Origin of the sequence: Anabaena azotica FACHB-119, assembly GCF_014697625.1 — a bacterium.
Classification (GTDB): Bacteria; Cyanobacteriota; Cyanobacteriia; order Cyanobacteriales; family Nostocaceae; genus Trichormus; species Trichormus azoticus_A.
Window position 1 is genome coordinate 1 of the sequence record NZ_JACJSG010000062.1, and the last position, 21,117, is coordinate 21,117.

Annotated in this window: 22 protein-coding genes and 1 pseudogene; 19 read left to right on the plus strand and 4 right to left on the minus strand. The window is 39.8% G+C overall.

Going from position 1 to position 21,117, the window contains the following annotated elements:
* The 9 genes and pseudogenes from H6G83_RS30345 to H6G83_RS30385 form a co-directional block, all read left to right on the plus strand.
* Positions 1 to 429: pseudogene (locus H6G83_RS30345) on the plus strand (hypothetical protein); the annotation flags it as partial.
* 82 nt (positions 430 to 511) lie between these two features.
* Positions 512 to 667, plus strand: a complete 156-nt coding sequence (locus H6G83_RS30350; protein WP_190479055.1) for a CopG family transcriptional regulator — start codon at positions 512 to 514, stop codon at positions 665 to 667.
* A gap of 19 nt (positions 668 to 686) precedes the next feature.
* Positions 687 to 899: a hypothetical protein gene (locus tag H6G83_RS30355; RefSeq protein ID WP_190479057.1), complete on the plus strand. Its 213-nt coding sequence runs from the start codon at positions 687 to 689 to the stop codon at positions 897 to 899.
* Positions 900 to 974: 75 nt separating this feature from the next.
* Positions 975 to 1,322, plus strand: a complete 348-nt coding sequence (locus tag H6G83_RS30360) for a hypothetical protein (RefSeq protein WP_190479059.1) — start codon at positions 975 to 977, stop codon at positions 1,320 to 1,322.
* A gap of 17 nt (positions 1,323 to 1,339) precedes the next feature.
* The gene (locus H6G83_RS30365; protein WP_190479061.1) at positions 1,340 to 1,687 is read left to right on the plus strand and encodes a hypothetical protein; all 348 of its coding nucleotides are present in this window, start codon (positions 1,340 to 1,342) and stop codon (positions 1,685 to 1,687) included.
* Positions 1,687 to 2,049 (plus strand): hypothetical protein, encoded by a 363-nt coding sequence (locus H6G83_RS30370; RefSeq protein ID WP_190479154.1) that lies wholly within the window; start codon positions 1,687 to 1,689, stop codon positions 2,047 to 2,049. The genes H6G83_RS30365 and H6G83_RS30370 overlap by 1 nt, the downstream gene beginning before the upstream one ends.
* A 28-nt stretch (positions 2,050 to 2,077) precedes the next feature.
* Entirely contained in the window at positions 2,078 to 2,524 is a 447-nt protein-coding gene (locus H6G83_RS30375; RefSeq protein WP_190479063.1) for a hypothetical protein, read from the plus strand.
* A 287-nt stretch (positions 2,525 to 2,811) separates the two neighbouring features.
* Positions 2,812 to 3,018, plus strand: a complete 207-nt coding sequence (locus H6G83_RS30380; RefSeq protein ID WP_190479066.1) for a hypothetical protein — start codon at positions 2,812 to 2,814, stop codon at positions 3,016 to 3,018.
* 348 nt (positions 3,019 to 3,366) lie between these two features.
* Positions 3,367 to 5,706 (plus strand): two-partner secretion domain-containing protein, encoded by a 2,340-nt coding sequence (locus tag H6G83_RS30385; RefSeq protein ID WP_190479068.1) that lies wholly within the window; start codon positions 3,367 to 3,369, stop codon positions 5,704 to 5,706.
* Positions 5,707 to 5,840: 134 nt separating this feature from the next.
* On the opposite strand, the gene H6G83_RS30390 is transcribed toward H6G83_RS30385, so the two are convergent.
* Together H6G83_RS30390 and H6G83_RS30395 are read right to left on the minus strand one after the other, a co-directional pair.
* Complete coding sequence (locus H6G83_RS30390; protein WP_190479070.1) at positions 5,841 to 6,338, minus strand: GNAT family N-acetyltransferase; 498 nt, start codon at positions 6,336 to 6,338, stop codon at positions 5,841 to 5,843.
* Positions 6,339 to 6,421: 83 nt separating this feature from the next.
* A complete protein-coding gene (locus H6G83_RS30395) occupies positions 6,422 to 6,730 on the minus strand; it encodes an HNH endonuclease (RefSeq protein WP_190479072.1) in 309 nt (102 codons plus the stop codon).
* Positions 6,731 to 6,913: 183 nt separating this feature from the next.
* Here H6G83_RS30395 and H6G83_RS30400 point away from each other — a divergent pair, with 183 nt between their 5' ends.
* Both H6G83_RS30400 and H6G83_RS30405 read left to right on the plus strand, forming a co-directional pair.
* Positions 6,914 to 7,894: an aldo/keto reductase family protein gene (locus H6G83_RS30400; protein WP_242044952.1), complete on the plus strand. Its 981-nt coding sequence runs from the start codon at positions 6,914 to 6,916 to the stop codon at positions 7,892 to 7,894.
* A 205-nt stretch (positions 7,895 to 8,099) separates the two neighbouring features.
* The gene (locus H6G83_RS30405; protein WP_190479074.1) at positions 8,100 to 8,423 is read left to right on the plus strand and encodes a hypothetical protein; all 324 of its coding nucleotides are present in this window, start codon (positions 8,100 to 8,102) and stop codon (positions 8,421 to 8,423) included.
* A 163-nt stretch (positions 8,424 to 8,586) separates the two neighbouring features.
* On the opposite strand, the gene H6G83_RS30410 is transcribed toward H6G83_RS30405, so the two are convergent.
* Complete coding sequence (locus tag H6G83_RS30410; protein WP_190479076.1) at positions 8,587 to 8,760, minus strand: hypothetical protein; 174 nt, start codon at positions 8,758 to 8,760, stop codon at positions 8,587 to 8,589.
* A gap of 165 nt (positions 8,761 to 8,925) precedes the next feature.
* Between H6G83_RS30410 and H6G83_RS30415 the strand changes: the two genes are divergently transcribed.
* The 6 genes from H6G83_RS30415 to H6G83_RS30440 all read left to right on the plus strand — a co-directional run bounded on the left by H6G83_RS30415 (position 8,926) and on the right by H6G83_RS30440 (position 16,396).
* Entirely contained in the window at positions 8,926 to 9,087 is a 162-nt protein-coding gene (locus tag H6G83_RS30415; RefSeq protein ID WP_190479078.1) for a hypothetical protein, read from the plus strand.
* Between the two features lie 7 nt (positions 9,088 to 9,094).
* On the plus strand, positions 9,095 to 11,188 hold the full coding sequence (locus tag H6G83_RS30420) for a pentapeptide repeat-containing protein (RefSeq protein ID WP_190479080.1): 2,094 nt from the start codon (positions 9,095 to 9,097) through the stop codon (positions 11,186 to 11,188).
* Between the two features lie 37 nt (positions 11,189 to 11,225).
* The gene (locus tag H6G83_RS30425; protein WP_190479082.1) at positions 11,226 to 12,230 is read left to right on the plus strand and encodes a pentapeptide repeat-containing protein; all 1,005 of its coding nucleotides are present in this window, start codon (positions 11,226 to 11,228) and stop codon (positions 12,228 to 12,230) included.
* A gap of 18 nt (positions 12,231 to 12,248) precedes the next feature.
* On the plus strand, positions 12,249 to 14,162 hold the full coding sequence (locus tag H6G83_RS30430; protein WP_190479084.1) for an NACHT domain-containing protein: 1,914 nt from the start codon (positions 12,249 to 12,251) through the stop codon (positions 14,160 to 14,162).
* Positions 14,163 to 14,363: 201 nt separating this feature from the next.
* Positions 14,364 to 15,563: an esterase/lipase family protein gene (locus H6G83_RS35650; RefSeq protein WP_242044953.1), complete on the plus strand. Its 1,200-nt coding sequence runs from the start codon at positions 14,364 to 14,366 to the stop codon at positions 15,561 to 15,563.
* A gap of 140 nt (positions 15,564 to 15,703) precedes the next feature.
* Positions 15,704 to 16,396, plus strand: a complete 693-nt coding sequence (locus H6G83_RS30440; RefSeq protein WP_190479085.1) for a hypothetical protein — start codon at positions 15,704 to 15,706, stop codon at positions 16,394 to 16,396.
* Between the two features lie 48 nt (positions 16,397 to 16,444).
* On the opposite strand, the gene H6G83_RS30445 is transcribed toward H6G83_RS30440, so the two are convergent.
* Entirely contained in the window at positions 16,445 to 16,687 is a 243-nt protein-coding gene (locus H6G83_RS30445; RefSeq protein WP_190479088.1) for a hypothetical protein, read from the minus strand.
* A gap of 313 nt (positions 16,688 to 17,000) precedes the next feature.
* Between H6G83_RS30445 and H6G83_RS30450 the strand changes: the two genes are divergently transcribed.
* Positions 17,001 to 17,747: a hypothetical protein gene (locus tag H6G83_RS30450; protein WP_190479089.1), complete on the plus strand. Its 747-nt coding sequence runs from the start codon at positions 17,001 to 17,003 to the stop codon at positions 17,745 to 17,747.
* Positions 17,748 to 17,906: 159 nt separating this feature from the next.
* Positions 17,907 to 20,948: an NACHT domain-containing protein gene (locus H6G83_RS30455; RefSeq protein WP_242044954.1), complete on the plus strand. Its 3,042-nt coding sequence runs from the start codon at positions 17,907 to 17,909 to the stop codon at positions 20,946 to 20,948.
* Positions 20,949 to 21,117: the final 169 nt, after the last annotated feature.

A 21,117-nucleotide genomic window follows, 5' to 3' on the forward strand; every position in this document is an offset into this window, starting at 1 on the left:
GAACAGCGTGAAAAGGATGGGCAATCCTCAGATGCTTGTGTCTGCCAAGGATTTGAAAAGCCCACAGTTTCAAATTGGGAGGATTATTGTATTGGTAGAAAAGCGATCGCACAGGACATCTCGGTACTGCATAATTCCATCACTGACTGGTGGAAAAAAGGCTTGGCACAGTTTAAGAACCAACCAGAAGTTGCTCCGAGTGGGGGTAGTAATCGCAACTCTTTAATGATGGAGTCACAACGATTGGTGGAAAATTTGGGCTGGACTTCAGAACGAGGTCAACAGTTTCTTATGCAGCAGTATGGAAAGAAAGGTCGGCAGTCATTAACGGAATATGAATTTCATGACTTTATTGAGAAACTAAAGTCGATGCAGCCGCAGCCAGAATTTGACGATGAAGTTGGTTATTGGGAGGATGCACCCTACTAATTTATAAGCCCAGATTTCAGTAGAGGCAATTGCTTCTGCTGAAATCTATTTTTTTCATAAAAATAAACATCAAAAGGAAATTATGGTTAACAGAAAATGGTCGGTCAAGCGCATCACAGTTAATTTAAGTTCCTCCGAAGTACAGGCATTAAAAACCTATTGCCAAACAACTGGCAGACCTGCGACGGATGTAATTCGGGAACTGATAAGGACATTGGAATCAAAGGCGTTGGCGTAAGCCTTGTCGGAGACATCGCGTGAACAACAGCAGCAACTATAATCACTTTTCAGGCGGTAGTGCATCACTTTATGTTGTATTTGCGGACAGCAAGTGCATCTTCTACCGTAACTACATGGTGCAAACCTGTATAGAAAAGGCGCAGGAACTTAGAAAACTGGGCTTTGATGCTCTGGTGTTTCCAGGGGATATTCCTGATTACATTCCAGTATCAGATGAGGCGTTGGCGTAAATATTTAACAAGAGCGATCGCTTCACTTCTAACGACAGTTAACACTGTCTTTTTTTCTTTCACACAGGCATAAATATGAATCACCAACAAAAAAGAACCACCCGCCAATATCAAGCTGAGTACGATCATCACAAAATCATACTCCGCCCTCGCCCAACCCCACGCCGCAGAACACGCGCACTACTCCAAGATATGATGTACCCCGTAACACTAGCTTTCGCGTTCAGTATTTGCTTTTCCGCCGTGGGCGCTTTGGGCTGCTGGGGGTTTGAGATTATAGCGGCTAATGCCAGTCCGACGAGCAGTAGCAGTTACGATTGGCGATCGCGTAAGAACATTTGCTTGGGGGCTATGTTGGTGGGATTATCGGGGTGTTTGGGGAGCGCTTTGGTTGGTGGGATTTTGGGAGGGGTGGACGAGTGAGGAAGTTCCGATATTTTTTGTACACAATCACAGCAATGTTGGGTGCGGTAATGCTGGTAGGGGGAGCTATTTGTGCCATCGCCGGTACGGTAGTGCTGTTACTAGGATTTCAGAGAGAAGGTCTAAGTGGCTTGGTTAATGGGTTCGCTCTTTTGATCATAGGCTTAAACCTGTTAGATTTTGGCTACGCTGGCATGGAACAAGAGGTACGCCGCATATCTCAGCAGCCACTCAAAGAAATCCCCAAGCCTTGCAAGGGATGCTGCAATTATCACGGCAAGGAGTATGGGGGCGTGATGCTGGTTTGTGGGATTCATCCAGAAGGGGTGAAGGAGGATCACTGCCCGGATTTTAGGAGAAACTGATGAGTAATGCTGTGTCCAAGGTCAAGTATTGTGCGCTCATTGCCTCTGGCGTTGTCTTGGTATCCTTGGGAGTGACAATCGCTGCAAGGGCCACGACTACAAGCGGCATAAAAAGCACTGCGCTGGGGATAACTCTGGTGTTGGGCGGTTTGAGGCTAAAAATCTGGGGGTTAACCGAACTGCACACAATTTACGCCTCGGAGGAATTTGAGCGGCTTTTTCAGCGATCGCCTGATATTCCTAAGCCTTGCCGAGGATGCTGCAATTATCACGGCAAGGAGTATGGGGGCGTGATGCTGGTGTGCGGGATTCATCCAAAAGGCGTAAAGGGGGATAAATGCCCAGATTTTAGGAGGAACTGATGCGGAATACCTTGTCCAAGTTCAAGTATTGTGCGATGGCTGGATCTGGTGCTTTGCTGCTAACGCTTGGAATTGCGGTTGCAAGAGGGGCTACGGGGGGTGGGGTGAAAACCACTGCGGCGGCAATAATCCTTATATTAAGTGGTTCCTTGCTGCAAGTCGCAAGCATAAAGGGTTTGTACGAGATTATCTGCGTGGAGGAAGACGAGGAAGAAGAGCGGATTTTGCGGCAACTGCGATCAGCTTCGCTGGGCGGAACGCCATCGCAACAAGTACCCAAGGCTTGCCGGGGATGCCAGAATTTCCACGGCGTGAAGTACGGGGGCGTGGTGCTGGTATGTGGGATTCATCCAGAAGGGGTGAAGGAGGATCACTGCCCGGATTACGAGACATCCAAGGGGAAAAGGCATCAACATTAATATATAAGGCATCAACATTAATATATATAGAAGAAAAGCAATCACACTTTACCTAATTCCATAGACACAGACAGGAATTATGAAAGACAAGCATAGGTATAAATCAATTTGCAACTTTATAGTCAACATCTGGTTGTTATTATGAAGTTTTGTTACACAATGCGTAATCGTTCCCAGTCAAACTGAAATTACAATTGTAACCATTCACAAAAAAATCAAAAACTTAATCCTTTCCTCCCTCTCTAAACTTGATTTTCTCATTCTCCACCTGTACTAATCGAAATTATGTTCATTAGTACATCACAAAGCAAGTTCAGACAATTACCAGAGTGCAATAACAGTTATGGATTCTCAGAAACAACAACAGTTACTAGATGAAGTTCAGAACGAATTGAGTAATAACCGAGATAAATCAAATCCTAACTTCAATGATTCTAAAAATGCTGTTTTGAAGAAAAAAGGGGTTATTGCAATGACAGTTACCTCTAATAATACTTCGCAAAGAACTTGCGGATATGATGAAGATGGAAATTGGGTCTGTAAGTCTTAATAGTATTATCTATTTACTTAATCTAGCTTAAAGTTCTTAACAAACTAGATTGAGTGGAGAATAATGTGGCATCTTCTCGATGCTTTCTTAAGAAAGAATACATACGTCAGTCTCGTAATTCAAAATTAATTCTGTACAATCAGTTGTGAATAAAGGGATTAAAAATCTTCACTCTCATTGTCTATTTAATCTGATTACCTGTAGATTACATTCTGACGGATGTATTCTTCTTCAATATGCTATCCTTTAAATGATATAACAATTGCTACGTTAAGCCTAACTAAATATAGGCAAAAATTCACGTTTATTCAGCGATTAGTAATCATTTTAAAAGGGAGTATTTTTGGTATGAATGGTTTTTGTAACTTATTTCAAAGTTTAGGAATTGCAATATGTAGTGTAATAGCTATATCTGCCAATTCTGCTATTGCTCAAATTGTCCCGGATGATACTCTACCTACTAATTCGCTTGTTCAAACACAGGGAAATACTATCATTATTGAAGGTGGTACTGTAAAAGGCAATAATCTGTTCCACAGTTTTCAGGAGTTTTCTCTAATTAATAATGGAAGCATAGCTGAGTTTAAATATGTTGGGGATATTCAGAATATTATAAGTCGGGTAACAGGGAAATCTGTTTCTGAAATTAATGGTATACTTAAAGTTAACGGCACAGCCAACCTGTTTCTCATCAATCCTAACGGGATTATTTTTGGCCCCAATGCTTCTTTACAACTTGGCGGTTCATTCGTAGCGAGTACAGCGAATAGTCTAAACTTTGACGATGGAAGCAAGTTTAGCGCCACGGATACTCAATCACAACCCATGCTAACAGTAAATGTTCCTATTGGTTTACAATTCGGAGCAACTGCCGGCCCTATCCAAAATCAATCCCAAGCATCAAATTCAAATGGCACAACTGTTGGTCTACAAGTACAACCCGGTAAAACCTTAGCACTTGTAGGAGGTGACATAACGCTCTCAGGCGGAAATTTAACAGCACCTTCAGGACGAATAGAGCTAGGAAGTGTCGCTGCTAATAGTTTGGTCAGCCTGAAACCAACGAACCAAGGTTGGCTATTGGGATATGAAGCTGTCCAAAATTTCCAAAACATTCAACTAATCCCGCGCACTTATCAAGGTTCTTTGATTCCATCTCAGGTAGATGCTAATAATAGAGATGGCATCGGAGGAAATATTCAAGTGCAAGGTAACACCGTTGAACTTACTGGTTATCTTGTTCGCCTAAGAACTCAAACTACGGGTGCAAATAATGGCGGAGACTTAACAATTAATGCCAAGAAATTAATCGTTCGGGATGGTGCAGCCATCTCAACTGCGACTAGAGGGACGGGGAATGGAGGAAAGTTAACTGTGAACGCTTCTGAGTCTGTAGAGGTGATTGGTAGCGTTCTCTCACCGGATAATAGTTTGTTCCCTAGCTCCTTATCTAGTGGAACTGCTGTTGCTGGAAAAGCAGGTGATATATTCATTGACACCAAGAGGCTGCTCATTCAAGATGGGGGACAGATTACAACAGAATCTAGTGCAGTGTTTCGGAACGGACAATTTATAGCTGGTAGAGGTACTGGAGGAGATTTAACTGTGATTGCCTCCGAATCCTTAGAAGTAAGAGGTAAGGGTAGTGGCTTGTTTGCTTCGACTAACACTTCGGGGGATGCAGGAAAACTAACAATCAATACAGGACAATTGATTATTCGTGACGAAGCAGAAGTGATTGTTAGCAGTCTATTTAACAATAATTACATCTACCCAGAAAATACAGTCAATTTAGGGAAAGCAGGTGAGCTAAATGTAACAGCTCGCTCTATACTTTTAGACAACAAAGGAAAACTCACATCTGATAGTTATTCAGGTCAGGGAGGTAATATTGCGCTACAGGTGAGGGATTTATTACTGATGCGCCGCAACAGTCAAATATCCACTAACGCAGGCACAGCACAGTCCGGTGGGGATGGCGGTAACATTACCATCAACGCGCCGTCAGGTTTCCTCGTTGCTGCTCCCAATGAAAATAGTGATATCACCGCGAATGCTTTCTTAGGATCTGGTGGAAAAATTATAATTAACGCTAAAAGTATTTTTGGGTTTGTACCGCGTACTCGTGAAGACTTAGTGAAGTTGTTGAATACTCAAGAAGCTGACCAACTAAACCCAAGCAATCTTCCAACCAACGATATTACTGCATTTTCTCAACAAAATCCTTCATTGAATGGCACTGTACAAATTAATTCTCCAGATGTTGACCCCAGTCAAGGATTAGTAGAATTACCTGTAAATGTGGTTGATACATCCAGACAAATTGTTGCCACTTGCAATAGTGGAAGACTAGCAAAGAATAAATTTACTGTAACTGGACGTGGCGGAATCCCCTCTAACCCCACAGAACCATTAATGGCTGATGCGGTGTTGGCAGATTGGATATCGCTACAGTCACAGCAGAAGGATGATTCTGTTAGCAGCCAAAACACAACAGCCATTATACAAGATAGAAGTACAGAAAATATATCACACCAGCAAGTCCAACAAGTGAATCAACCGGATCAAATAGTAGAAGCTCAGGGGTGGAGGGTGGATGCTAATGGTAATGTAGTTTTGGTCGCCACTGCACCAAATACAATATCTAGCAACTCATCATTAGCTCCTACATCTTGTGGTACTCATTAATTAAGCGATCGCTCCTACCTAACTCACTCCCGCGCTTCCCAAAATTCCAGTTGCGCCTTCTGCCCCCTCTAGCCAACAAGTTCTACTTCTTTGATCTTATGCAATACCTGCGGCGGGCTTTGCTTAAGACTCACTCAGCCATCGTAGGCAAACACCAAAAACCTCGTATTTTCATACGTAAACTCTGCTATCTGGCACATCCCCATCTTTTGATGAGCGCGTAATGATGGTTCATTATGGGCTTTAATAAATAGTATCCCTTGACGCTGCGGCAACAAGTTTTTCAACTTAGCAAACATTGCCGCAGCTATACCTTGACCTCGCATGGTTTCCTCAACGCAGATGGGGCCATACAAATAAGCGTCTTTATTGCCAGGGTAGACTTGTAACATTGTGGCGATAATTGGTATCTGTACTGATGCTTTTGGCCAAGTGAGTAAAAATCCGACGACTTGATGATCTTTGCGGGCAACTATGCTGGGCATCTGCGAGATTGTTGTGCTGACTGCTTCAGTTTCAAGACGACCTAGCAACATCCCACCATGCTCTGGATCATTGGCTTGGGCTAACTCCACAATTCCTGTCACATCTGCTTCATTAGCTTGGTCAATCACAATATCAAAGGAACACATACAGCGATACTCTAGTAAATTTCTGGTATGGGGTTTTGCGTTTGGGTGAGGGTTACTTCATCAAAACCAATCAAGTTACTCACTTAACCAACTTTCTGTTCTCCAAACAGCGACAATTGCCCAGGTGAAACATTGCCTCTGCCAAAGCGGTGGTAGGACAAGTGACAGCCACTACACAGACAAACTAAGTTTTCTATGCGATTATCAGACGGATCTCTGTTCCAATGGTGTACTTGTAAGGTGTGAGCTTTACGCTCAGAAAAAGTTAAATTATCGCGTTTTTCACCAGGGCGTAAGCAGGCTCTACCGCACTTAGCACAGCGCCAGTTAGAAGCCGCTTTTAATGCTGTGGCTAATTGTTTCCAGTTGTCTGGATACATAGGCTGACCCATAATACTCATGAAGCTGGTAAATGGCTGGTTAATTACAAGAGCTTATCGCAAAATCCAAGCAATTTAACAGATTTTCTTGAAGATGTATATAAATAGACAAAATATCTGCAATTTGATTGAGGAAAGCTTAGGCAGGTTGGGACAAAGTGTGTAAATACCCTAGCTTTTTGGGCAGGTCTAAAGATGAAAACACCAGTGAAACGAGAAATACAAATGAAGTATAGACAATTAGGCAACAGCGAGTTGCGTATTTCCGAAATTAGTCTCGGTTCCTGGTTAACTTACGGAGGTGGCGTTGAGCAACAAAATGCTCAGGCTTGTATACACAAAGCTTTTGATGTGGGAATTAACTTTATTGACACGGCAAATGTATATGCAACCGGAGGGGCTGAGTCCTTTTTGGGTGATGTATTACAAGGGGTGGAGCGCTCCGAGTATGTTTTAGCAACCAAAGTTTTCTTTCCTATGTCAGCTACAGACCGAGGGCTTTCAGCATCTCAAATCCGAAAACAAATTGATGCTTCCTTAAAACGATTGCGTACTGATTACGTTGATTTGTACCAATGCCATCGCTATGACTCGAACACGCCCTTAGAGGAAACAATGACGACATTGACCGAGGTCGTTCGTCAGGGAAAAGCTCGGTATATCGGCTTTAGCGAGTGGACTCCAGCACAAATTCAAGCTGCACTGAATTTGCCTGATGTTGAACGCTTTGTGTCTAGCCAACCTCAGTATTCTATGCTGTGGCGTAAACCAGAAGCTGAGGTGTTTCCATTATGTGCAGCTAATGGCATTGGTCAGATTGTTTGGTCGCCGTTAGCTCAAGGTGTACTTACTGGCAAATATCAACCAGGACAAGCTCCACCTCAAGATTCTCGTGCTGCTAACGATAAGATGAACTCATTTTTGTTGGAAGAGTTGTTTAACGAACGCACACTAGCAGCAGTACAGAAACTCAAGCCAATTGCCCAAGATTTGGGATTAAGTATGCCACAATTAGCTCTGGCTTGGATATTAAAAGATGAGCGCGTTTCTTCTGCCATTATTGGTGCTAGTCGTCCAGATCAAATTGTTGATAACGCTGCGGCATCAGGCGTGCAGTTAGATGCTGATGTATTGGCAGCTATTGACCAAATATTGGCATCAGTCGTTCAAAGGTAAGAAAAACAGCTAACTATCAAAACAACCTCAAAAACTTTATCGGCTCATCTTAGAATGTAGAATCCCCGCCCTAAAAGTGCGGGGATTGTCAACTTTGCTTCTTTAATACTGCTGTGGTTATATTCCTGAGCAGGCTTGCTTTCGCCTTACTCAGCCCACCACATATTGCTTAAAGTCCCAATCCAATGGTATTTGAACGACAATCATGAGTACCTCTGTTTTCCATCCCAAAGATCCAGACTTCCATTCATCTATTCAGGAAAACCTAAAACAGCTTTCCGCTCAGTTAGGATCTCCTTTGGACGAATCATCTGTCATGGAAATATACCAGGATGCGTGTGATTTACTGAGCCACCTTTCTCCATCACTTCTTACTCTGGCCCGCGTTGCCGGAACATTATTGGTTTACCGGGTCAAAGACACAGAAGTAGAAGAATCCAAGTGGTTCAGCAGCCAGGTAAAACAATGTCTAGACGAAGAAGAAGTTGAGGAGTTGATTGAATCTATATCTCGCACTGATGCTTTGTAATCGCTGAAAAAGCGAGAGTCTCGTCTTCTCCATAATGATGAACGCAGAAAATTACTACAAATATAAAGCGTGTTCCTAGCGACATCGCCCCAGATGGTAGTCGCTGCGGCGGTCGTGCTGCCAGTGAAAGACCAGGAGGCAGAAGACACGCGAAGCGATCGCATTACCCACGACAATCATTACCATACAAAACTTGCTGCTTACCATTAGGAGTGGAGCGAACGCACCATCCTTGTGTTGTAGCCTGCCATTGGCGGTAAGCCGTTGCCACCGCCAATATTAAGACCACCCCGATTCCTACAGTTAGCGCTACTCGTAAAGGGCGAATGCTTTTCATACGTATTCTTTTTGTCCGCAATCAACTTGTTGCTGACGTTTTTTGATAAAGGTATAGAATTTATTCAATTTACCAACGCTAAAGGAATTACGGTAGAGACTGCGCGGCGTTAGGGATGGGAACGAGTTCTGAAATGTTTCTGGTTTACTTTTCATAATTTGGCTGATGATTGTAGTCCTAGCTTACGGTCATAAACTAGAGTGTAGTGATGGACATTCCTTGCAGGCGATCGCAATAAATGTTATGGCTCTAGCTCAGAATCTTGTGCGGCAGTCCGTAAAAGTGGATACTCAAAGTGTATCCAGCGTCAACGCTTGCTTTCACTAATCCTGCCATGACCAAAGACTTCTCACACCAAAACCTCAGAGGTCGCTCATTCAAAAATCAAAACCTTGTTGGGGCAAACTTTAGTGGTGCAGATATTCGTTCTTGCAATTTTAGTGGAGCAAATTTAACAGGAGCAAACTTCAGTGGTGTGCAAGCTGGATTGGAACCACATTGGAAATGCTTGTGGATCGTAATTTCTTTTCTCACAGCAATTTTGTGGGGAGTGGTATCTCAAAGAAATAATGCCGTAACAGCAATAATGCTGAGTTTTTATATACAAGATTCTTTTGGAATTTTGGCTTCTTTAATTACAGGTTTGACTGTTTTAGTTATATTAAGCTTCTTTTTTACAATAACCCGATATTACGGACTAACATTTAGTTTAGCAATTGTATCTGCAATAGTTAGCATAACTGTATTTCCTTTTTTGATAGATCAGCACATTAAAAACACTTTGGGAACTGTAGGTACTGCCTTAATTGGAACCGTAGTTATATCACTACTTTTATCTATTATTTTAACTTTAGCTGGAGTTGTAGCAGGTAGAAAATTAATCTTTACAGTTTTTATTTTGGCATTATTTGTGATTATTGCTCCATTTTTCAATACAGTATGGACTCTAACAATGCCCTTTATCAACATGGTTGATGATATGGGAGTGAATAACTTTTTAGCATTTGTATTAGAGAATATCCAGTTTGAAAATGGAAGTAATCCTATTTTAGGCTCTATTTTTGTAGCGTTAATCGGAGGAATTATATCTTGGAGAGCTTTACTTAAAGATGAAAATTTTAATTCTATTTTAAAAATAGCTTTATTTTTTGCAACAATGGGAGGGACAAACTTTCGCAGAGCTAATCTAACAGATGCTAATTTTACTCAAGCAACACTTAAAAGTACAAATTTTACGGGGGCTGTTGTAACTCGTACCATCTGGTTGAACGCTAAAAAATTATTTTTAGCTCGTGTTGGAAAGATAATTTGGCTTAATAACTCACAAATCAGGCAGTTATTAGTTACAGGGCAAGGGCAGAACCAAAACTTTGACTATCAAAATCTACGCACAGTCAACTTACAAGGCGCTAATCTAGCAGATGCCAGCTTCATCGGTGCAGACTTGAGCCATGCGAACCTACAAGATGCAGACTTAACCAGAGCCAAGCTTGTGCAAACGCAACTTGACGGCACAGACTTCACAGGCGCAACTCTCACGGGGGCATACATTGAAGATTGGAACATCACGACTGATACCAAGTTTGACGGAGTGCGCTGTGAATACGTTTATATGCGCCTGCCTACTCTAGACAACCCAGATCCGCATCGTAAGCCTGACAATCGTCAGGAAGTATTTGCAGACGGGGAATTTGGCGATTTCATCAAGCCCATCTTCGATACACTCGACTTGTACCATAGCCAAGGGGTTGACCCCAGAGCGATCGCTATCTCGTTCAAGCAACTAGCCGAAAATCACCCAGAGGCAGATTTGCGGATTGTGGGAATGGAAGTGCGGGGTGAAGATAAATTTTTGCTCCGTGCCAAAACAGCGATCGCTGGCGATAAGTCTCAACTGAGTGCTGAGTATTTTGAGACTTACAACAAGCTGAAAGCTTTACCAAAAGAAGATTTAATATTTTTATTAGCTCAACAAGATGGGCAAATTCAAAGTTTAGAAGTAGCATTTAAAACAGTAAATCAAGGTTTAATTGCCGTGTCAGAAACACCTAAAAGAGTTGTCAACAATTACTTACAACAAGCTCAAATCGCAGGCGGTCTAGTCAACGCCGACACCGTAAACGCAAACCAAATCGGCGGCAACATCACCAACTACAACCCAGAGCAAAAGCAGAACCTCGCCCAAGCCGCAGCAGAGATTCAGCAGCTTCTCAACCAACTAAGCCAGACCTACCCCACAACTACGACATCACAGAAAATGACCGTTGTGGCTAAGGCTGTAGATGAAATTGAGCGTAACCCAACGTTGAAAGCACGGGTGATTGGTGCGTTGAAGGCTGGGGGAACCGAAGCGTTGAAGGAGTTAATCGATAATCCTTTGATTAATATACTGCTGGCATCAATCGACGGGTGGCAGGATGCGGAGTAATTTGTTGGCAACAGATGAGCATAGGGGTTAACCAGCGATGGCGAATAAGGAGCATCTAGCAATATTTGAAAAAGGCATTGATTATTGGAATAGATGGAGAAGAGAAAATCCTAGTATAAGGCCAGATTTAAGCGAAGCCTTAATTAATGATTTTGACTTTAGTGGGATTAACTTTAGTCAAGTCGATTTAAGTGGAGCAAAGCTAATTGATGCTGTTTTTAATAATACTAACTTTAGCCAAGCTTATTTAAGTGAAACCAATTTTAGCAGATCAATTCTTATGGGTGCTAACCTTAGCCGAACTATTTTGAATGAAGCAATTTTAAATAAATCTGATTTTACTGGTTCTAATTTTCAATGGGCTTACATGGTAAGAACTAGAGCGTTGGATACCAATTTTAGCGGAGCAAACTTAACAGGCGTTTGTATAGAAGACTGGCATATCAATAGCAGTACACAATTAGATGGTGTGATTTGTAACTATGTTTATCGTCGGCAAAAGAAGCGAGAACGCTATCCCAGCAGTGGTAATTTTGCCCCTGGAGAATTTGCTAAACTTTTCCAAAAGTCTTTAGAAACTGTTGACCTAATCTTTCGTAACGGTATCGACTGGGATGCTTTCGCCTACTCCTTCAAAAAATTAGAAGTTGAAAACCAAGGTGGACAATTGGATGTCCAAAGCATTGAAAAAAAAGGTGATGGTGTTCTTTTAGTCAGAGTAGCTGTTGCCCCTGATGCAGATAAAGCCAAAATTTACAACGACTTCATGCAGGGGTATGAATTTGCGGCTAAGACATTGGAAGCGCAGTACCAAGCAAGACTAGAAGATAAAGACAAAGTAATTGTTAGGCAAGAAGCACAAATTAATCGTCTGTTTGACATAGTGGAACAACAAGGATCGGTTCAAAAAGCACTAGCAGAAAATCCAAGGAAAGTTTCTAACACAAATATAATAAATTCTCAGTTGGCCAGTGGACTGGTGGATGCGATTAATGTTGAATCACAGCAGATAGGTGGTAATATTCATAACAACAATGCTTAAACCTGCCCGAACTAACCCATGCCGGACGCAGAAGACCCGAAGCAAGTCAATAATAACGACTTACGTAATGCCCAGCTTGGTGGCGGGTTGATTAATGCTGAGAATGTTAACGCTGGGCGAATCGGCGGGGACATCTGGAATTTTTTCTTTGGGCAGCAGACAACACCAGTAGGCGACCCTGCTAGATCAAAGAATGAGCGTATACTACTAAGCGCAGTCAAGGAAGAAGTGACTTTGCGGTTAAGCCAATCTCTACACAATGTCGTGCTGATCAATTTAGGGAAGGAGTCACAACGCCAGCAGGTAAAACGCCCTTGGGATGCACAAATAAAAATTGGTTTAAAGCCGGCTGAACCTCTCCCAGACACGACAACAATTTTGCAAGTCTTTGACTCTCAAGAAATAGCAGGTAAGCTTTTAATTTTGGGTGAACCAGGGTCAGGTAAAACTACCACACTCTTAGAACTGGCTAAAGAATTAATTAAACGTGCAGAGGAACAGCCTGATTATCCCGTACCAGTGTTGTTTAACTTGTCTTCATGGAAAGATGGCCAACAATCCATAACTGATTGGTTAATGGCTGAACTTAAATCTAATTATGGTGTCTCAAAAAATCTTGGTCAAGAATGGGTAGACAATCACCAATTACTACCGTTGCTTGATGGGTTAGATGAACTTGAGCCACAGCGTCAAGAATTTTGCGTCCGTGCAATTAATCAGTTTTTAGTAGGCGAAAATAGACCGCTTTCTCTAGTTGTTTGTAGTCGGATTGAGGAATATAGTAACTACGCAACTCAGTTACAGCTTAACGGTGCTATCTACTTACAGCCTTTAACCAACACTCAAATTTGTGATTATCTAACGTCTATAAATTATATAGAACTGTGGTCAACTATCAGTAACGACTTAGATTTACTAGAGTTAGTTAAAACTCCCTTATTACTTAGCGTTACTGTTCTAGCATCTCAAGAGATAGCTGTTGAACAATGGCAGCGTTTGGACTCTACATCCGACCGGATTCAGTATTTACTAAATGCCTATATAGGGCGGATGTTGACACGGGATATTGACAGTAGGGCATATTTGAACAATAAAACTCCTAATCCTAGAAAAACGCAAATGTCGCTTGTTTGGTTAGCAGGGCAAATGCAGCGAGAATCAAAAACTGAGTTTTTAATTGAAGAAATACAGCCATCTTGGTTAAGCAATCAAGCTTTAAAGATATTGTATAAATTTATGCTAGGATTAATTATTGGTATATCTATAGCAATAATATTTAAACTGTTATATCAAAATATTATTATTGGAATAATAGTAGGAATTGTTTTAGATGTCACTTATTGGTTGCCTTCACAAAAAATAGTTATTATAAAAACGATATCCTTATTACAACTAAATAAAAGAAAATTATTGATTGGTTTGGCTGTGGGAATAAGTATTGCAATCTTTATATGCTCATTATTATTGATATTATTACAGAGACATCAAGGGCAAATTTATATAATTATTATAGGTATAATGTTTCCTCTATTGACAGGTTTACTTTTGGGACAGCCTGATAAAAGTATAGAAAAAAATATAATGTCAAATCAAGGTATTCGGCAATCTGCACTTAATGCTTTTCTTTCAGCTTTAATTATAGGAACACCTATAGGACTTTTTGTAGCAATAATTCATACCCCGATAGAAGGGGTAATTATCGGTATAACTTTTGGATTGATTTTTGGTTTAGTTGCTGGTGGAGATGCTACAATTCAACACTTTACCCTACGCCTCATCCTTTACCTCAACGGCTACATCCCTTGGAACTATGCCCGTTTCCTCAACTACTGCACCGAACGTATGCTGCTACAGCGTGTCGGCGGCCGCTACCGCTTCATTCACAAACTGCTGCAAGACCACTTCGCGCAAATGGAGTTTAAGCAAGATTAAGAAAGAATTTGCATCTGTTGAACTAAAAGACGAGAGTGATATTATTTACAGTAATAATGCTTAAGCTTGCTCAAACAAACTAACCCATGCCAGACTCCCAAAAACCAAAGCAAGTCAATTAATCTACCTTCCTAGCAACAAAGTTAAGGTTAAGTACAGAATATTCAAGATAACAAAAACATTAAGGATTGAATCAATACGATGCAAGGGCAATGGACAAGAAAAGCGAAAAATGGCCTCAACATTATATTTATTCATGGTATAAATTCTAGCAAGGATTGTTGGAGGCATGAGAATGGCTCTTACTGGCCTAATTTACTCAGAGATGAAAGTGAATTAGCTGATATTGGGATTTATGTATTTTCTTATCGGACTGGTATAAATACAGGTTTTTATAGCTTAAGCGATATTGTTGATTCTTTAAGAGAATACTTTTTATTGGATGACTTAATTAGTAGCACAGGGGTTATATTTGTTTGTCATAGCATGGGAGGGATTGTAACAAGGCGGTTTCTCGTAAACCAACACTCAATGCTAGTTGAAAGAGGTCTGACCAAGATTGGTCTGTTTTTAGTAGCATCACCTTCTTTGGGTTCTGACTATGCAAATATGCTAGGGCTTCTATCAAGTGTTATGGGTCATACTCAAGCTAGCGCACTGAGATTTTCTCAAAGTAATGTGTGGCTCAATGATTTAGATAAAGATTTTATCAATCTCAGAACAAACAAGGATTTACAGATTAGAGGCAAAGAGTTGATTGAAGATTTACCTCTATACGGAAAAGGATTGATTAAAAAACAAATTGTTGAACCTTTCTCTGGTGCAAAGTATTTTGGGAACTCATTTAAGGTTCCCGGCTCAGATCACAGTACAATTGCAACTCCCGCCAATAGTGATGCAGTACAACATCGGTTACTGGTTCAATTTATTAAGGATTTTCTCCAAGAGGAAGTTCTGACCCCAAAGCCTGATGGGAGCTTGAAAGGACAGACAGAAAAACCAGAGCAAAGAATAAGTAAAAAAACTTCTACTTTTAATTTGCAGGGCGCTCAATTCGGTGGTGGTCTAGTCAATGCCGACACTGTAAATGCAGGACAAATCGGTGGCAACATCACCAACTACAACCCGGAGCAAAAGCAGAACCTTGCCCAAGCCGCAGCAGAAATTCAGCAGCTTCTTAACCAACTGAGTCAAATATACCCGACGACTACGACATCGCAAAAAATGACTGTCGTGGCTAGAGCAATGGATGAGATTGAGAGTAACCCGACATTGAAAGCAGAGGTGATTGGTGCATTGAAGTCTGGGAGAACGAAAGCATTTAAAGAGTTAATCGACCATCCTTTGGTAAATGTGTTTATGGCTGCTGTAGAAGGTTGGCAAGATACTGGGGAATTTTAGAAGCTGAACTTAGCTTAAGCGTAGTGAAGATTGAGGTGAAATAATATCTGTTTTAACTTAGTCTCTGAATAATACATTTAATGAAAATACAATTTTTATTAAATGTATGTCAAATAATTATTTAAAAATTAGATTTACTTATGTCTGATTCAGAAACCACCAAAAAAGTCTCTAATAATGACTTGAGAAATTCTCAATTTGCTGGCAGCCTTGTGGATGCCGAAACAGTTAATATTACTAATACTATAAATATTGGAAATGATGAGATTCAACTAAGACAAATACTTATAGAAGTATTAAAACCCATTATAGAAACAGATGTCTTGTCTGAAAAAGTAAAACTAGAGGTAATAAATTACTTCAAAGAAAATAAAAATTATACAAATACCGTATATAGTTTGTTTCGTAAAAATGATGAATACAAAATTGAATATATTTCTAATAGCCAAACCGTTTACGCACATTATTTAATAGCTAAGTATTTAGAAAAAATTAAAGTCAGATGTCATTTAGCTATATCTATAACCGCAGAAGCTCTTAAAAATATAGATATTAGTGATTTTTATGAAGACGAATTTATATACCAAGCTATACAAGCTTTTTGCGGCAACTTATTTATTTGCATCGACTGGCTTTATGAATCTATCATTTTCTTTTCTGCCCTTCCTCTTTCAGATGAAACTAAAGAAGTTTTTAGAGATTGTCAACGCGAAATTTTTGAATCTGCTTTTAATATTCTTATAATTGAAGCAGAGAATTGGACAGATAATTCTGAAGTACCCAAGGAAGTGAGCAAATATCTTAATATACTACTTCAAAAAATTTATAATTAGTTTTATTGAGATTAATAAAAAACTACCTATAATATTAAATATTATTCCTTATTTACTTATCCTTTTTTTTGGAGGCATCCTTTGAGCATTAATAGGTGGTTTATAAGTAGGTAAGGATTTTTTATAATTCTCGAATATATTAATTGCCTCATCTATAACTTGGGTAAATGGAGTCGTCTCTCCAAGCTTTTCTTTCTCTTGTTTTAAAAACTGGATACATCTATCAACATAGTCCAAATTTTGTTCAGACATTTTTGCTCCATAAAAATTTCCATTAATTTTTTCAAGCATTTCGACTAACTTCAGGAAGAAAGTTTTAAAGATTTGTAAAGGTATTAAAGGTAGATCAAATATATTGCCCGAATTTCTGTTGTATAGGCATGGGCTTGATAATTCACTGTATTGTTAAGTTTTATACTTGAAATCAAGATGTTGATTTTTTACCACTTGGGCGTTAGCGACCGCTTCATCCACAAACTGCTGCAAGACCACTTCGCGCAAATGGAGCTTAGGCGGGATTAAGCCAGATTTTACACCTGTTGACGTATAAAGGATTGGTGATTATATTGACAATGATAACGCTTATAACTGCCCAAACCGAACTATGTCAGACTCAGAAGAACTAAATCAAGTCATCAATAACGACTTGCCTAACTCTCAGTTTGGTGGTGGTTTAATTAATGCCGAGTCTGTAAATGCAGAAAGAATTGGTGGAGATGTCTACAATATTTACCTTGGAAAGCAGCAGATGGCATCAGATAGCCCAACCCCATCACCAAATCAACAGCAGCGATCGCAATCCCAAAGAGATGCACTAGAAAAAACTTACACAATCCAAAGCCAGAAAGTAGCTAGCATAAGACACGCATGGGTAATTGAGACAGATCCATCTCGCAAGTTTCAGTATGAACAACAACTTCAGGAAGAAGAACGTATACTCAAGGAACTTGCTGAAAAGCTAGATGCAATTGAACAGCAGTTGCAAGCTATCAAGAATCATGCAACAGAATACAAGTCTAATCAAAAATTAGCCAAGGAAGCAGATACATATTTTGAGCAGGAAGTGCTAGATCATGAAAATTCTTCTAAATATAATATTGCAGATATTATTGAAAAACTAAAAAAGGTTAAACCTGAAACAGTTGTCAATTCATGTAGCACTCATCAGGAATGTATTTCATGGGTTCATGAGTTGTGGCATGAAGCAACGAAAATAGCTAAGAAAAAGCAGTTTTTAGAAGCGATATTTCTACTAGAATATGGCGTGGCTATTGCTCAGATTATTGACGATGTTATTCTTGAGCTAGCAATCGACAAGGATTTAGAATTTCTCAAAGCTAAACTACATTAGCAAAACTTTAGGGAGGGATGAAAATATTTAAATTAAAATAGCGTTCAATTCATTATAAACCTATCTTACACTCGGCAAAGTGGATACAAACATTGTTGACGGAAAAAATAGGTAGTCAGCATTTATAACAATCACTCTCAACCCGCTAACCCCAACGTCATGCCGGACTCCCAAGACCCGAAGCAAGTCAATAACAACGACTTACACAATGCCCAGCTTGGCGGCGGGTTTATAAATGCTGAGAATGTTCATGCGGGTAGAATCGGCGGGGATATCTACAATATTTACAATGAGCAGCCTAACCAGAGATTAGAAATTAACTGGCATCAAGTTAGCTCCTCACTCTTAGATGAGCATCTGCGACTGACAACAAATCCGCTTACATTTGGTGAGGGGATTACTTACCGAACCGAGCAGGTGTATGTACCGTTGGGGCTTGTAGAGCGTAAAAAGCAACCTCGGCGACAAGAAGATGTTTCACCAGAGAAAGGTTCCGAACTTTATCACGAAACAGAAATTACACAAACGTTTGAGCATCAGCAGTTTCTAGAGCAGGTAATAAGAGATAGACGAAGCCCCAAAAGTCAGGGGAAACGCATTGCGATTATCGGAGAACCAGGAGCGGGGAAAACTACACTGTTACAGCAGATTGCCAAATGGGTATTGAAGGATGTAGGACAGTCTGTTGTGATTTGGGTTTCTCTGGCTGAGGTGCGATCGCATGACCTGGAATCATATTTGTTAGAGGTATGGTTGCAAGCAGTAGCCCGGACAGCAGGACAAGCAGAAGCATCTACCCAAGTTAAAAATGATTTCGTAGCGCAATTTAATCAGGGGTTAGTATGGCTAGTGCTGGATGGGGTTGATGAAATGCAAGTCACCGATGGCAACCCATTAGGAGAAATTGAGCGTCAAATTTGTCAAGGTGGTTTGCTACAACAGTCGCGGATTCTACTTTCTTGTCGCTTAAATCTTTGGGATGGTGGTATTAACCCTCTGCATTCCTTCGATAATTATCGAACCTTGGAGTTTTCTTACCCCCAGCAAGTAGAAAAATTTATTAGCAATTGGTTTGGCTCCCAACCATCAGCAGAAACGCAGATAGGAGAACAGTTGTGTACAGCTTTGAGGGAACCAGGGAAGGAAAGGATTCGAGATTTGGTAAAAAACCCATTGCGGCTAACATTGTTGTGTTTCAACTGGCACTTAGGTGAGGGAAAATTACCCCAAACAAAAGCGGAGTTGTACGAGCAGTTTGTCGAAGATTTTTATAAGTGGAAGAAAGAGCCATCTGCGAAGACAAGGGAGCAACGCAGGCGTTTAAATGCGGCTTTAGGTGAATTGGCGCGAGATGCTATTGATAAAGAAGCAATGCGGTTTCGGTTACGGCAAGAATTTGTATATGAGTATTTGGATGATCCAGATGATACAGACTCCTTGTTTGCGGTAGCCTTACGGTTAGGATGGTTGAATAAAGTGGGGGTAGAGGTAGGAAATCAGAGAAAAGCAGTGTATGCGTTTTTTCATCCTACCTTTCAGGAGTATTTTGCAGCTTTGGCGATTGATGATTGGCATTATTTTTTGAATCACATTCCAGAAAATCCAAGTGAGCCTAATGCTAGCTATAGAGTTTTTGAAGCACAATGGAGAGAGGTTATTTTGCTATGGTTTGGACGAGAGGATGTGTCCAAGCAACAGAAGAACAATTTTATTAAGTCTTTAGTAAAATTTGAAGATGGATGGGAAAATTTTTATAAGTATCGAGCATATTTTATTGCAGGTGCAGCAATTGCTGAATTTCAAAATGATATCTTATTTCACGAAATTCAAAATGCTTTTCTTTTAGGAGAAATAGCCTTTAAAAAAGATATTTTAATGTCTAGCAAATTCGCTCAAGACTTTGATAAATATCGAAATATTTTTGATGGTATTCCTGGTCATTCAGAGTTACTAAGCTACGAAAATACTAATCAAATCGTTTCTAACATTGCTATACTTGCGTTTGGTCATTATTACACAGATATATATAAAGGATGGCGTAACTTTCTGATGCCTTTTGGATTTCAAGAAGCCAAAATAGCTTTACAGCAGACAGATCGCGATAGAGTAATTATTCTTTTATCCTGGCTAATTCAAAACAAGCAGCCTAAAGACACAGCTAATTCATCTAATTTAATTATAGAGGAAGCCGCTAGAATGTTAGGTAAAATTGGCATAAATAACCAAGCTGCTGTCAACTCGTTGGAGTTTTTAGCTCAAATAACTAAAGAAGAAACTCTTCTTTGGATAGTTGCAGATAGCTTAGGAAAAATCAATCCTGGAAATGAAATAGCACATGAAGTATTAAAGAAGCTAATACAAAATGCCAAGTATGAACATACCCGTAAAATAGCAGCTTGGAGCTTAGGAAAAATCAATCCCGGTAATTCAGTAGCAATAAATGCACTAGTCAATATAATTCAATCTCCTAAAGAAAATGGCAACAGGCTAAATGCTATTTTGTATTTAAAGGAAATTGATCCTAATAATCAAGATGTAATACACATTTTACTACAATTACTACAAGCATCTCAAACTTTACAAACTCGTTGTGAAGCGGCTATTTGCTTAGGAGAATTTGAATCTAATAAAGAAATTGCAATCAAAGTGCTAGAAGAGATAGCACAAAATGAATCAATAGCGTTAAGAGTAGCTATACATTTAGCAAGTATTGACCCTAATAATCCTACTGCGATTAATATTTTAGAGCAAAACGTTTCCAATATTAATCGAGAAATAAATTGTATATCTGCTGCTGAAATTTTAGGTAAGCTTAAACCTAATAATCAGCTTGTGATAAAAACATTAGAGGAGATTATTGAAACAACTAAAGATGAACATATCTGTCAAATGGCTGCTGGAGTTTTAGGTAAAATAAATCCTGGCAATGAAATTGCATTTAGAGCTTTAATCCATTTAATACAAACTTTCCCTTACGACCCTGTACATTTAATGCTTGCCGAAACATTAAACAAAATCCTACTACAAAACCAATGCCTGGAAGTTATTAAAGAATTAAAAATTTATTTATTAAAAAAAATCGATAAAAGTATCGATAAAAGTGGTGACATTCTTCGTTTTATCGATTGTTACAAGGTAATCTGGTACTGCACCCAGCTAATGCCTTATCCCAGCTTTTTTGAAGCATGGCACAGTGGATAAGATGATTTCACAATATAGCATTACTGTAGCCGAGCAATGCTAATAAGTCTTTTTCCTTTGCTGTTATCTCTAATGCAACTTCTATAATTGAACTGAAAAGCGATACATTATTTTAAGCAAATAGGCAAAAACAACAAATATGTTAACAAAGATGAGCGATAAACACGGC

Bases quoted from the DNA above. Each gene is read 5' to 3' on its own strand.
- H6G83_RS30430 (WP_190479084.1), top strand. From the start codon at position 12,249: ATGCCGGACGCAGAAGACCCGAAGCAAGTCAATAATAACGACTTACGT.
- H6G83_RS30410 (WP_190479076.1), bottom strand. From the start codon at position 8,760: ATGAAAAGCATTCGCCCTTTACGAGTAGCGCTAACTGTAGGAATCGGG.
- H6G83_RS30445 (WP_190479088.1), bottom strand. From the start codon at position 16,687: ATGCTTGAAAAAATTAATGGAAATTTTTATGGAGCAAAAATGTCTGAA.
- H6G83_RS30455 (WP_242044954.1), top strand. From the start codon at position 17,907: ATGCCGGACTCCCAAGACCCGAAGCAAGTCAATAACAACGACTTACAC.
- H6G83_RS30415 (WP_190479078.1), top strand. From the start codon at position 8,926: ATGATTGTAGTCCTAGCTTACGGTCATAAACTAGAGTGTAGTGATGGA.
- H6G83_RS30370 (WP_190479154.1), top strand. From the start codon at position 1,687: ATGAGTAATGCTGTGTCCAAGGTCAAGTATTGTGCGCTCATTGCCTCT.
- H6G83_RS30395 (WP_190479072.1), bottom strand. From the start codon at position 6,730: ATGGGTCAGCCTATGTATCCAGACAACTGGAAACAATTAGCCACAGCA.
- H6G83_RS30450 (WP_190479089.1), top strand. From the start codon at position 17,001: ATGTCAGACTCAGAAGAACTAAATCAAGTCATCAATAACGACTTGCCT.
- H6G83_RS30380 (WP_190479066.1), top strand. From the start codon at position 2,812: ATGGATTCTCAGAAACAACAACAGTTACTAGATGAAGTTCAGAACGAA.
- H6G83_RS30440 (WP_190479085.1), top strand. From the start codon at position 15,704: ATGTCTGATTCAGAAACCACCAAAAAAGTCTCTAATAATGACTTGAGA.
- H6G83_RS30420 (WP_190479080.1), top strand. From the start codon at position 9,095: ATGACCAAAGACTTCTCACACCAAAACCTCAGAGGTCGCTCATTCAAA.
- H6G83_RS30405 (WP_190479074.1), top strand. From the start codon at position 8,100: ATGAGTACCTCTGTTTTCCATCCCAAAGATCCAGACTTCCATTCATCT.
- H6G83_RS30360 (WP_190479059.1), top strand. From the start codon at position 975: ATGAATCACCAACAAAAAAGAACCACCCGCCAATATCAAGCTGAGTAC.
- H6G83_RS30400 (WP_242044952.1), top strand. From the start codon at position 6,914: ATGAAAACACCAGTGAAACGAGAAATACAAATGAAGTATAGACAATTA.
- H6G83_RS30390 (WP_190479070.1), bottom strand. From the start codon at position 6,338: ATGTGTTCCTTTGATATTGTGATTGACCAAGCTAATGAAGCAGATGTG.
- H6G83_RS30425 (WP_190479082.1), top strand. From the start codon at position 11,226: ATGGCGAATAAGGAGCATCTAGCAATATTTGAAAAAGGCATTGATTAT.
- H6G83_RS30385 (WP_190479068.1), top strand. From the start codon at position 3,367: ATGAATGGTTTTTGTAACTTATTTCAAAGTTTAGGAATTGCAATATGT.
- H6G83_RS35650 (WP_242044953.1), top strand. From the start codon at position 14,364: ATGCAAGGGCAATGGACAAGAAAAGCGAAAAATGGCCTCAACATTATA.
- H6G83_RS30350 (WP_190479055.1), top strand. From the start codon at position 512: ATGGTTAACAGAAAATGGTCGGTCAAGCGCATCACAGTTAATTTAAGT.